Origin of the sequence: Aquiflexum gelatinilyticum, assembly GCF_024813435.1 — a bacterium.
Taxonomy (GTDB): Bacteria; Bacteroidota; Bacteroidia; order Cytophagales; family Cyclobacteriaceae; genus Cognataquiflexum; species Cognataquiflexum gelatinilyticum.
Window position 1 is genome coordinate 487,907 of record NZ_JANAEZ010000001.1, and the last position, 12,157, is coordinate 500,063.

At 40.4% G+C, this 12,157-nt stretch carries 9 protein-coding genes and 1 tRNA gene; 7 read left to right on the forward strand and 3 right to left on the reverse strand.

Annotated elements, in window-relative coordinates; genetic code table 11:
* Positions 1–11: 11 nt before the first annotated feature.
* A complete protein-coding gene (locus NK987_RS02045) occupies positions 12–1,874 on the reverse strand; it encodes a M1 family metallopeptidase (RefSeq protein WP_259262513.1) in 1,863 nt (620 codons plus the stop codon).
* Positions 1,875–1,997: 123 nt separating this feature from the next.
* Here NK987_RS02045 and NK987_RS02050 point away from each other — a divergent pair, with 123 nt between their 5' ends.
* The 3 genes from NK987_RS02050 to NK987_RS02060 all read left to right on the forward strand — a co-directional run bounded on the left by NK987_RS02050 (position 1,998) and on the right by NK987_RS02060 (position 5,479).
* A complete protein-coding gene (locus NK987_RS02050) occupies positions 1,998–3,356 on the forward strand; it encodes an NfeD family protein (RefSeq protein ID WP_258423299.1) in 1,359 nt (452 codons plus the stop codon).
* 51 nt (positions 3,357–3,407) lie between these two features.
* On the forward strand, positions 3,408–4,607 hold the full coding sequence (locus NK987_RS02055) for an acetate/propionate family kinase (RefSeq protein WP_259262514.1): 1,200 nt from the start codon (positions 3,408–3,410) through the stop codon (positions 4,605–4,607).
* Between the two features lie 143 nt (positions 4,608–4,750).
* Positions 4,751–5,479, forward strand: a complete 729-nt coding sequence (locus NK987_RS02060; RefSeq protein WP_259262515.1) for a CBS domain-containing protein — start codon at positions 4,751–4,753, stop codon at positions 5,477–5,479.
* Between the two features lie 92 nt (positions 5,480–5,571).
* On the opposite strand, the gene NK987_RS02065 is transcribed toward NK987_RS02060, so the two are convergent.
* On the reverse strand, positions 5,572–7,098 hold the full coding sequence (locus tag NK987_RS02065) for a DUF4394 domain-containing protein (RefSeq protein ID WP_259262516.1): 1,527 nt from the start codon (positions 7,096–7,098) through the stop codon (positions 5,572–5,574).
* A 332-nt stretch (positions 7,099–7,430) separates the two neighbouring features.
* On the opposite strand from NK987_RS02065, the gene NK987_RS02070 reads away from it, so the two are divergent.
* The 4 genes from NK987_RS02070 to NK987_RS02085 all read left to right on the forward strand — a co-directional run bounded on the left by NK987_RS02070 (position 7,431) and on the right by NK987_RS02085 (position 11,713).
* Positions 7,431–7,515 (forward strand) — tRNA-Ser (locus NK987_RS02070).
* Between the two features lie 231 nt (positions 7,516–7,746).
* Positions 7,747–9,378, forward strand: a complete 1,632-nt coding sequence (locus tag NK987_RS02075; RefSeq protein WP_259262517.1) for a glycoside hydrolase family 43 protein — start codon at positions 7,747–7,749, stop codon at positions 9,376–9,378.
* Positions 9,379–9,554: 176 nt separating this feature from the next.
* The gene (locus NK987_RS02080; RefSeq protein WP_259262518.1) at positions 9,555–11,267 is read left to right on the forward strand and encodes a glycoside hydrolase family 43 protein; all 1,713 of its coding nucleotides are present in this window, start codon (positions 9,555–9,557) and stop codon (positions 11,265–11,267) included.
* Between the two features lie 158 nt (positions 11,268–11,425).
* Positions 11,426–11,713 (forward strand): Imm31 family immunity protein, encoded by a 288-nt coding sequence (locus NK987_RS02085; protein WP_259262519.1) that lies wholly within the window; start codon positions 11,426–11,428, stop codon positions 11,711–11,713.
* A 46-nt stretch (positions 11,714–11,759) separates the two neighbouring features.
* On the opposite strand, the gene NK987_RS02090 is transcribed toward NK987_RS02085, so the two are convergent.
* A complete protein-coding gene (locus tag NK987_RS02090; protein ID WP_259262520.1) occupies positions 11,760–12,014 on the reverse strand; it encodes a hypothetical protein in 255 nt (84 codons plus the stop codon).
* Positions 12,015–12,157: the final 143 nt, after the last annotated feature.

Here is a 12,157-nt window from a genome sequence, read left to right on the forward strand (position 1 = left end):
AGGCTTTTTTATTACTTCTTGTCAAGAAGCGTGGTGACATCAACTTTATTGTTTCCCCTATTCACGTCAGCCAACCTCAGACTTGGATCAATTTCCACCGACTCAATCGATGAAACTGGCTTGTCTAGCTGAACTTCTTGGGAATAATTTGTCCAAGGCCATCTCACAGTCATTACGAGTGAGGGCATTCCTTTTTCTTCAGGTTTATTACCTCTTTGGATTACCAAGGGCAAATAGATCATCTCCTTCGATCCATCGGTATAGGTTACCACCACGTCCAAAGGCATAGGCATAAGACCAACTCTTTCAAAAGTTATCTTTGTTTTATTTTCCACTCCTTCGACGGATTTGACTCCATAATCGATGGTCTTGGTGGAAGCAATGAAATAATCATAATACCAATCCAACTCCAATCCACTGGTCTTTTCCATCACACGGATGACATCATGGCCATTTGGATGCATATATTTCCAATCGTTCCATAATCTCAACATTGCTTTATCAAAATTTTCTTTTCCGATCACATAGGCAAGCTGTTCTACGAAAACCGCGCCTTTGTTATATGTGCCAGGTCCATAAGCAGAATTGAGGTTGTAGTGATCGCCATGAGTCGTCAAAGGCTCCTCGTATCCGGCTTTTGCTAACCTAAAATAGGAAGTATAGGCCCCATTTTGCACAAATTTGTCAGACTTGGCAAAAACAACATCCATGACCACACTCGTGCCCCAAGTGGTGAATCCTTCATCCAACCAAGGTTCTGATGATTCATTAAATCCAAGAACACCGTAATACCAGCTGTGAATGAGCTCATGCACCGTCACCCCTACTAGGCTCTGAAGCCCTCTATGTCCAGTGATCAGAGTTGACATTGGGTATTCCATACCTCCGTCACCGCCCTGCACGACAGAATATTGCTCATAAGGATACTTTCCAAAATTATCACTCATATATTGGATCGCATCTACAGTGTAGCCCTTTAGCTTGGCCCAGTTCTCTTGGGTTTTGTCATTTTTTACATATAAGAAATGAACCATTGGCCCATTTTCCATTTTCACTTTTTCATGGGTATATTTTGGGTCTGCCGCCCACATAAAATCATGGACATTCGGTGCTATGAAGTGCCAGGTTAGGTTTTTTCCTTTGGCAACTGGGACAGTTACTCCTTCGTCTTCATAGCCATGCCCGATCTGATTGGCATTTTGTAGATATCCGGTTCCGCCAAGAATATAGGTTTTGTCAATGGTAATTTTCACATCAAAATCTCCAAAATTTCCATAGAATTCTCTCCCAACGTAAGGATTGGAATGCCAACCTCTCCTGTCATAAGCAGCCATTTTAGGATACCATTGTGACATAGAGTACCGTATTCCCTCGGCATTGTCCCTGCCTGCCCTTCTTACCTGAAGCGGAACCTGTCCTTCAAACTCCATGTCAAATACTACAGTCTGCCCGGGAAGGATTGGCTTAGGCAAATCCACTTCCAAAATCGTCTCCACATGTTCAAAAACGACTTTTTTTCCATCCATTGTCAGCTTATTTACTTTCAGGATACCGATTTCTGCAGGAGTAAGTTTTTGAATTCTGTCCATCACCCTCCTGTCAGGATCGGAAATGGTACGCGAACGCACATCCATCATGCTGTTTGGCTGAAAAGCATTAAAGTAAAGATGGTAAAATACCCTAATCAGGGTATCAGGTGAATTGTTGGTATATTGTAATTTTTGTGTACCCAGATAGGTATTCTTCTCTACATCCATAGTGACATCCATGATGTATTTGACTTTTTGCTGCCACCTATCCGTTTGGGCCTGAAGGGTGGAAAAGACACTTAAGAAAGCAATTGTCATAACTGACAAACTGAATTTTTTAATCATAATTGAATTGTTTTGGCTCTAAAATAAGGCAAAATACCTATCCTTCACAAACCAATGATATAATTAGTGTTTGCGGCTGGTATTGGATTATTTGGTATATTCAAAACTCAAATAGCACATCCTATGAAATCCCTTTTAACATCAATTTTATTGGTCTTTATTTTTGTTTTGCAGTCATCTGAAGTTTTGAGCCAAGCTGATTCTTCCTCAGAAAAAAAGAAAATATATGTTTTTAAGATAGACGACAACATTGATCCTCGGATGAACCGTAAAGTAAAATTGGCTCTTGAAGAAGCCAAGGAAGAATCTGCCGCCATGGTAATCATTGAAATGGATACCTATGGAGGCGCGGTCAATGATGCTGATGATATCCGAACCATGATTCTGGAGTCAGAAATCCCTGTCCATGTCTGGATCAATAAGGATGCTGCATCTGCAGGCGCATTGATTTCCATTGCCTGCGACAGCATTTATATGGCTCCCGGAGCAAGCATCGGGGCAGCTACCGTAGTCATGGGCGGTGGCGGTGAAGCTGCTCCAGACAAATATCAATCCTATATGCGCTCCATGATGCGCAGCACTGCAGAAGCCAAAGGCCGGGACCCCAAAATCGCCGAAGCCATGGTCGATGAGGAAATAGAAATCGAAGGAATAAGCGAAAAAGGTTCAGTGATCACATTTGCAGTTTCTGAAGCAATTGAAAACGGGTTTTGTGAAGGTGAAGTTGATTCTATCGAAGAGGTCATCACCAAGCAGGGTGTGTCAGATTATGAGATCATCGAGCAAACAACTTCCACTGTCGAGTCAATAATTTCTGTTTTTTTAAATCCTGCTGTAAGTGGATTTTTGATCCTCATTATTTTTGCAGGGATTTATTTCGAATTGCAGACTCCCGGCGTTGGCTTTCCATTGGCTGCCTCGATTACTGCTATCATCTTATACTTTATTCCTTATTACCTCAGTGGTTTGGCTGAAAATTGGGAAATCGCTGTGTTCATCATTGGTGTTATTCTTCTATTGATAGAAATATTTGTGATTCCCGGATTTGGGGTTTTTGGGATATTGGGAATCCTTGGTATACTTACCGGTCTTACCCTCGGGATGATTCCTAATGATTCCTTTGATTTTTCCTTCGTTCCCGCAGGAGATTTGTTTGTAGCATTGTTGACGGTGATATTGGCTGCTATTGCGGCCCTTGGGCTGATCTTCTTTTTGGCACCAAAGGTCAATAAATGGGGAGCATTCAGCACCATTGCACTCGCTACAACCCAACAGAGGACTGCAGGTTACACTTCTTCAGTCTATGAAAACAGCCTTTTGGGTAAAGAAGGAATTGCCCACACCCGGTTGATGCCTAGCGGCAAAGTTATTATCGGGGATGAAGTCTATGATGCCTATTCCAGGGGTGAATTCATCGATCAGGGTGAAAAAATCAAAGTAATCAGTACAGAAGGAACATCTTTGAAAGTGAAGAAAATTTAAATCCGAGAATCTTATTTAAGGTTAAAAGTAATTAGTTAAGATAAATTGAAAATGAAAATTCTTGTTTTGAACTCGGGCAGCAGTTCGCTAAAGTACCAGCTTTTTGACATGCCCAATGAATCTCCGGTGTGTAGTGGCTTGGTAGACAGGATTGGGCTGGAAAATGCCACCTTGACCCACAAAGTATTCATCCATGGATCAGAAGAAGTTTTTAAATTCCAAAAGGACATCAAAGATCATGAAGCCGGTCTTTTGGCTGTGACTGCGCTTTTGATAGATCCTGAAAAAGGCGTTTTGTCAGACATGTCGGAAGTCAAGGCAATTGGCCATCGGGTAGTACATGGAGGCGAGCAGTTTGCTTCTACTACTTTGATCACTGATGAAGTCAAAAAGATAATCAAAGAATTGTTTGCTTTGGCCCCATTGCATAATCCGCCTAATCTTCTTGGAATAACAGTTGCAGAAAGGGTTTTTCCATTCGCCAAACAAGTAGCAGTGTTTGATACCGCTTTCCACCAAAGCATGCCTCCAAGGGCTTATCGCTCAGCTATTCCAAAAGAAATGTACACCCAATTGGGTATCCGTTCCTATGGATTCCATGGCAGCAGCCACCAATATGTGTCCCGAAAAGCAAATGAATACCTGAATATTCCCGAACCCAAAATCATCACCATCCACCTTGGCAACGGAAGCAGCATGACAGCTATCAAAAACGGTAAATCCATTGACCATTCTATGGGTCTTGGTCCTATGGGCGGCCTGGTGATGGGAACACGCTGCGGGGATATCGATCCATCCATTATTTTTCACCTTATCCATGAGCGTGGCTATACTTCCAAAGAAGTCAATGACATACTGAATAAAAAAAGTGGATTATTGGGACTTTGTGGGCACAGTGACATGAGGGATGTAAAACAGGCAATATTTGATGGAAATGAGGATGCCAAATTGGCTTATGAACTTTACGCCTACAGGATCCAAAAATACATAGGGACATTTTCCGCCGCACTCAATGGTTTGGATGCTATCGTTTTTACGGCAGGTATTGGAGAAAATGACACAGAAATGCGTGCGGCTGTCTGTCAGGATATGGAGTTTTTTGGGATTCATCTTGACCAAGAAAAAAACAGCACAAGAAGCGCTGAAATCCGGGAAATCAATATTATAGGATCCAAAGTCAAAATTCTGGTGGTTCCAACCAATGAGGAATTGGAGATCGGAAAACAGACTTTTGAATTGGTTAAGGGATGATAGTTAATGGTTATTGGGTTATTGGTTTTTGGAGAAAAGTAAGAGGTAAAAGGTGAAAGGTAAGCTTTTGTGAAAATTATTTGTGGGAAGTGTTTAGATCCCGGTTGAAAGAAAGGTGATTTTAAAATCAAAATATGATTTTTATGGAAATGAGCAATGCAGACAGGTTTTTGGAAGCCTTTAATGCCATAGAGAATTTTCTTAGAAGAAATTTAGAGGCGAGGAATTTTATCAGCTACTTCAACTTGGTTGATGATATGAGCGAATCCAACCTCATCGTCAGACAATATAGAGATCAGCTTCGCCTTTTTGGGAATCTTCGAAATGCCATAATTCATTCTGAAAGGAAGCAGGGCAAACCGGTCGCAGACCCAAGAGAGGATGTGGTGCTGGAAATTGAAAAAATATCAGCCATTCTAATGAATCCTCCTTTGGTTTACCAGCATTTTTTGACTTCGGTTTATGCTGTTTCACCGGATGACAGTCTCGTTGAGGTTTTACAAACTCTTGTGGAAAAAGATTTTTGTCAAGCACCAATCATCCAAGACGGCTTCATTCTAGGATTGATCAATTTTGAAGCCATTGCCAGATGGATGGCAGAATTGACCAAAACAGAGGAGCCACTAAAGCTTTTCAAAGATTCATATGTCAAAGACATCATTACCAAAACCCTCAAACTTAAAAATTATCGGATCATCAAGAAAGAAACCGATTTTGTGACAGCAAGGGAATATTTCGTAGAAAGTCTAGGCAATCCCCATCCCGCTGAAGCATTATTGATTACAGAAAATGGTAGAAGGGATGAACCGGTAATTGGTATCATTACGATCAGCGAGGATCTGGAAAAAATCATCGAGGTATTAAGGCGATGAAAAATTTAATTGGAAACCAAAAATAGACGTAAAAAAAGTCTTCGGAAAACCGAAGACTTTTTTAATATAATAAGCCCTAGTAAAATTTTTCGTTAAAAGCCTAGCCCTAAAGCCATGGCTGTCACATGCACATTGAAATCTGATATTTTTGTCGCTGCCCCAGTACTTAGGTTAATGGTATAAATGGCAGACATATCCCCTACTTTTAAATGAGCAAATGCTGAATTGGATGCTCCACCTATATCAAATCCATTTTCATCCTTGAAGTTGATTCCCAATGAACCAACCGGTACCAATACTCCGTCATTCGGAGGAACCTGCATATATAACATGTCAGTTTCTGAATCTAACACATATAGTGTCGTATTTGTAGAACCTGCGAAACTGTTGTTGTATGCAGCTCCATTAACCATTGGAGAACCTGGCTTGAGGTTGCCATCAGTGAAGACCACCGATCCCAGATCAGGATGCAACCTGAGGTTTTGTGCTGTGTTACTCACCAAACGGATTCTATCTACGGTAGGATTGAAATCAAATCCAAAAGTTGTACCTGAAAGCATCGGATTTAGTCCTGAACCTATTGGTGTAACTTGCCCATTGGATGTATTTACGGTTAACAACCTACTTTTGTTTGTAATTGCATAAAGGGCCCCATTGATAGGTCTAAAGTCCAAGCCTACTATGTATTCTTCAGCCATCATACCTACCAAATTTATTTTATTCTCCGATGGGGATAATGGATCAAACCTAAAGAATTCATTATCACAATTGGCTGCATATGCTACCGGATTGGTTTTGAATGCTATGCCAATAATCGGCATTTTGAATTTTCCTGCCCACTTTGCCCTTCCCGAAGACAAATCGACAGAAAAAAGTCTCGATTGATTATTCTCAATTGCTACCAAAAGAGCTGCTGAATTATCCGGATTGATATCAAAATCACCCATGCCTTTAATGTTGATTTTAAGATCCCCAACTTCCTGAAGACCGCCATCATTGGGAGGAGTTTGGATAAATAGCTTATCCCCTTCAAAATCGATGTCGTACAAAGTTGTCATTGTTGTTCCGGCTACGCTATTGGTATAAGCTACAGCACCGATTTTTGGATTCATTCCTCCATTGATATTCCCATCTGTGGCAACCACTGTTCCCAATTCAGGATGAAGCCTCAGGTTTTGACCTGATTCAGTGACTAATCTGATCCTGTCAACTGTGGGATTAAAATCTATAGAAGCATTTTCTCCTGATATGGCAGGGCTGAAAGAGTTAATCCCCAAAGCAGTAGCCACACCGGAATTTTCATTGATGATATATAATCGACTTGACGAACCTAAAGCGTACAATTGGCCTGTGGCAGGTCGATAATCAATGCTGATAATCATTTCAGAATCAGGTAATCCTGAAATATCCAATATTTCAACCGGTAAGTCCAGGTTTCTAGCCTGATACTTCACAACGAGGTTGTCATCGGTCAAGGCGGTAAACATGACATCAGGGGCCATTTCAGGCAAGTCCACAACAGGCATTCCCTCATTTTTTCTTTCACAGGAAAAAGTCAATCCTGAAACCACAAAGAGAAAAAGCACTCTCGCCATGGTTGCTTTGTTTAATTTGATCATAGTTGGTAAAATTTGGTTAGATGAAGGCAAATACGAAGTGGTTGGCCTTTTTGGATTATGGGGAAAGAAAAAAATGACAATCAGAAAAAAGTAATCAGGTCAATAAGTATTGGTTAATTGGAAATTGGGATGAAATAATGCAGATAAATGAAAAGAGTAGATGCGAGAGGACAGATTGAAAATGAGAAATGAAACCAACAAAAAAATAATAAATCAGAAAATCAGGAGATTAGGGAATATCAGTTGTAATTTGAAGTTGCCGGTTTTGCAAATTCAAAGTTAAGGCATACATTTGCAATCCGTAAACGACCTATCCGTTTTAGAATAAACTTAGAGGAGTGGCAGAGTGGTCGATCGCGGCGGTCTTGAAAACCGTTGTACCGTGAGGTACCGGGGGTTCGAATCCCTCCTCCTCTGCACTTTAAAGCCTGGCTGATGCCGGGCTTTTTGTGTTTGAGTCCTCGGGAGCACACCTGCATCCCGGCCCTGACCTAAAACAGTCCTTCCCTACTCTGAATTAAAAGCAACACGCTTATTTTGGCATTTTTACTATCTCACAATTAGGTCAGGTTCGAGAGTTGTTTTTTAAATTTAAGTGTTAAATTCACACTTATCTCAAATGAGACATGATGCATAATGGTCAATTCAATGAAATTTGATATCAGATCCGGAATTCATAAGGTATACCTTTTCAATAGAAACATAAAATCTAAACCAATATATCAGGCTTTTCTGCTCTTATTTTTGATTCAATTGGTATGTTTCAATTTTCTGTTTGCCCAAAACCCAAAAGCTACGAATCCCATCATCCATGCTGATGTTCCTGATTTGTCCATGGTTAGAGTTGGTGATACTTATTATATGAGTAGCACCACGATGCATATGAGTCCGGGAGTACCAATCATGAAATCGAAAGATCTTGTGAATTGGGAGATCGTCAATTATGCCTATGACATCCTGGATGCAGGGAAAGCCATGGGTCTGGAAAACGGGGAAAATGGGTATGGAAGAGGATCATGGGCTAGCTCGCTCCGATACCACAATGGCACATATTATGTCATGACATTTGCAAAGACTACAGGCAAAACCCACCTCTACACCACAGAAAACATTGAAACAGGACCTTGGAAATCAATTGCATTTCCACCTTCACTTCATGACCTGACTTTGTTTTTTGAAGAAGATGGAAAAGTGTATCTGATATGGGGAACGGGAACATTGAAAATCCTGGAATTGGAACCTGACCTGTCCGGCATCAAACCCGGAACCGAAAGAGTTTTGATCGAAAATGCCACTGCCCCTGCCGGAGACAATGTCGGATTGCCTGCAGAAGGTTCACAACTCTTCAAAGTCAATGGCAAGTATTACCTCTTCAACATCGCTTGGCCAAAAGGCGGCATGAGAACCGTCATTGTTCACAGAGCAGACAACATCAATGGACCCTATGAAGGAAAAGTGATGCTTCAAGACAAAGGAGTTGCACAAGGTGGGTTAATTAATACTACGGAAGGCGATTGGTATGCTTATCTCTTCCGCGATTATGGAGCTGTAGGCAGGATACCTTACCTGGTTCCGGTGAAATGGGAAGACGGTTGGCCGGTAATGGGAACTGACGGACTGGTTCCGGATTTTTTGGATCTTTCTCCAAATAAGAGCTTGTTACCCGGAATAGTCGCTTCAGATGATTTTGAAAGAAATGCAGGAGACAAAGAATTGCCTTTGGTTTGGCAATGGAACCATAATCCTGTTCGAGAATTTTGGTCATTGGACGAGCGAAAGGGATTTTTGAGATTGAAAACAAGCCGAGTTGATGATAGTTTTTTAACAGCTAGGAACACCTTGACCCAAAGGACTGTAGGTCCTGAAAGCAGCGGAGAAGTGATGGTGGATGTTTCGAATATGAAGGAAGGAGATTTTGCCGGTTTGGGGCTTTTGCAGAGGGATTATGGAACAATAGGAGTCGCTTTTCTGAATGGAAGGAAAAATATTGTGATGAAGAGGGCAGAAAATGGAAGTGAAATTGAAATCCAATCCATTCGGCTCCTTCAAGAAACAATTTATTTAAAAGCAGTCTGTGACTTCAAAAATAAAATTGACAAAGCCAGATTCTATTACAGCCTAGATGGGAATAATTGGATACAAATTGGAGATGTTTTGCAAATGAAGTACACGCTTCCCCATTTTATGGGTTATAGGTTTGCATTGTTCAATTATGCCACAAAGGAAATCGGAGGATTTGTGGATTTCGATTATTTTAAAATAAATATTGAAGATAAATAAATTCTCCTCATTCATTTATGACTTCCTTCCTACTTCCGATATTAATTGATACTGGATATTCATTGATATTTTGGATACTCGGTAAATAACTAAAATCACTATTTCCTATTGAATCTTGAATATCCTTTCCATAAATATTATCAAATCAATACCGCAGAACAATAAATCCAATCAATATGAAAAAATCCAAACCTATTTTATTGAGCTTCTTGGCTTTGTTGCTTTCTTTTTCAGGAGCATTCAGTCAGAAGAGCAATGGACCCATATTTTCCAAAACTACTTATCAGGGAAATGACCAAGTCTACAAGGATTATCCATTGGCAGCAGATGAATTTTATAATCCCATATTGCAAGGCTGCTATCCGGATCCTTCCATCACAAGAAAAGGAGAAGATTATTACCTAGTCAATTCGTCCTTTGCCATGTTTCCCGGTGTACCGATTTTCCATTCCAAAGACCTTGTCAATTGGACCCAAATCGGTCACGTACTGGACAGGAAATCCCAACTTAAAGTGGAAGATTCAGGAATCAGTGCAGGTATTTATGCTCCTGATATCCTGTACAACCAATACAATGATACCTTTTATATGATTACCACGCAGTTTTCGGGAGGAATGGGAAATATCGTTGTGAAGACCAAAGACCCGAAACAAGGATGGAGCGATCCAAACAAACTTAATTTTTCAGGTATTGATCCTGCATTGTTTTTTGATGAAGACGGGAAAGCATACGTCGTCCATAATGATGCACCGGACAAAGGCAAGGAACTCTACAACGGTCACCGCGTGATCAAAATCTGGGAATACGATATGGCGGCAGACCAAGTCATCGAGGGATCTGACAAGATCATTGTTGACGGTGGGGTGGATATCAAACAAAAACCAATCTGGATCGAAGCGCCACATATCTACAAGAAGAACGGAAAATATTACCTGATGTGTGCTGAAGGCGGAACAGGTGGCTGGCACAGCGAAGTGATTTTTGTAAGTGATAATCCCAAGGGCCCATACATCCCCGCTCCGAGCAATCCGATTTTGACACAAAGGTATTTTGCCAAAGACCGAAAAAACAAAGTGGATTGGGCTGGTCATGCAGACTTGGTTTTAGGACCGGATGACAAATACTACGGAGTCTTTTTGGGAATCCGACCAAATACCAAGGACAGGGTGAATTCAGGTCGTGAGACTTTCATTTTGCCAGTGGATTGGTCAGGAGAATTCCCGGTTTTTGAGAATGGCCTAATCCCCATGGAACCCAAAATCAAAATGCCAAAGGGAATAACAGAAAACAAAACAGGAAAGGATGGCTATTTCCCCAATGGCAATTTCACCTATACCGAAGAATTCAAATCAGAAAAGTTGGATTACAGATGGATCGGTTTGAGAGGTCCGAGGGAGGATTTTATGACCATTACCAAAAGTGGCGTAGAGATCAAACCTTTTGCAGTGAATATCAAGGAAGTAAAACCAATCTCTACCTTATTCTACAGACAACAGCATAAAGATTTCTCCTTTTCCACCACCATGGATTACAAACCTGCTTCGGAAAAAGATCTTGCAGGAATTACTTGTCTGCAAAGTGAGAAATTCCATTATGTTTTTGGAGTCACCAAAAAAGGAAGCGACTTCTATATCGTCCTTGAAAGAACAGAAAAGGGAACTTCCACCATCATCGCCAGCCAAAAAATTGAGTTGAAAGGACCCATCCAACTTGAAGTGAAAGCAAAAGGAGATGACCATGAATTCAGCTATAGCCTTGATGGCGGCGCAATGAAAAATCTTGGAGGAGTTGTTTCAGGAGATATTTTATCCACCAATGTAGCAGGTGGATTTACAGGAACCCTGCTTGGATTATATGCCACTGCGGCGAATGATGCAGTGCCTCAGTAAATAAAAAGGTAAGAAATGAAAACGGGCTGGAAATTAAATCCAGCCCGTTCTTGTATATTGTCAAATTAAATAACTTTTCAACTCCAATATTTGGATATTTATCAGATAGGTGAAGTCACTTAAACCCTTCATCTACAGGACAAATCCCATATATAAAAATGAAGTCACGATTTAATTTTTACGAAATAGTCAAAGTAAAGGAAACCATATTTACCTCAAATCATGGTATATCCGGGTTGAAAGGAGCTGTGCTTGGTATGGCTGAAGATGAAAATCACAAATGGGGTTATGCTGTTCATATTTATAATTTGGATGAAGTTTGGGACTTACCTGAGGAATGTTTGGAAAGTACAGGAGAGTTCACATCAAGGGAAGAATTTTATGACGGAAGCTACATCCATGTGAAAGTGAATTCAAATATAGGAAAAGGAGAAATAGAGGATTAAATTTCTTCCCTTTTTTGAACATTTGATGAAGACTGGGATCAATGCTTTAGTCCAAATATATATTTGATTTAATGAGGTCCAATAACCTTGAGTTATCTTCAAAAGACCTTCCATTGTATACTACTCCAAAAAATTCTCCAAGACAAAGTGTATCTGTTTTGTCAGCGTAATCGATAAGGATCTTTATCCTGACATCAATGGGTTGATATACACTTTTTTCCTTTAGGTTTTCCAATTCATTCTCAAATGAATTTAGAAACGTTTGATCCACGATTTTTTTTCTTTTCGAAAAGTCCAACATATGGTCAATTGATTTGCAATCCACTGGTACCATTACAGTAGTGAATGGTTGAATATACGTTACCCTAAGTTTAACAGCTTCCTTGAAATCATTTTTGCAGGATAAGCAAGTAAAGATGCATAAAACAAATAGAGAACGGGTAA

Bases quoted from the DNA above. Each gene is read 5' to 3' on its own strand.
- NK987_RS02045 (WP_259262513.1), bottom strand. From the start codon at position 1,874: ATGATTAAAAAATTCAGTTTGTCAGTTATGACAATTGCTTTCTTAAGT.
- NK987_RS02050 (WP_258423299.1), top strand. From the start codon at position 1,998: ATGAAATCCCTTTTAACATCAATTTTATTGGTCTTTATTTTTGTTTTG.
- NK987_RS02055 (WP_259262514.1), top strand. From the start codon at position 3,408: ATGAAAATTCTTGTTTTGAACTCGGGCAGCAGTTCGCTAAAGTACCAG.
- NK987_RS02060 (WP_259262515.1), top strand. From the start codon at position 4,751: ATGGAAATGAGCAATGCAGACAGGTTTTTGGAAGCCTTTAATGCCATA.
- NK987_RS02065 (WP_259262516.1), bottom strand. From the start codon at position 7,098: ATGATCAAATTAAACAAAGCAACCATGGCGAGAGTGCTTTTTCTCTTT.
- NK987_RS02075 (WP_259262517.1), top strand. From the start codon at position 7,747: ATGAAATTTGATATCAGATCCGGAATTCATAAGGTATACCTTTTCAAT.
- NK987_RS02080 (WP_259262518.1), top strand. From the start codon at position 9,555: ATGAAAAAATCCAAACCTATTTTATTGAGCTTCTTGGCTTTGTTGCTT.
- NK987_RS02085 (WP_259262519.1), top strand. From the start codon at position 11,426: ATGAAGTCACGATTTAATTTTTACGAAATAGTCAAAGTAAAGGAAACC.
- NK987_RS02090 (WP_259262520.1), bottom strand. From the start codon at position 12,014: ATGTTGGACTTTTCGAAAAGAAAAAAAATCGTGGATCAAACGTTTCTA.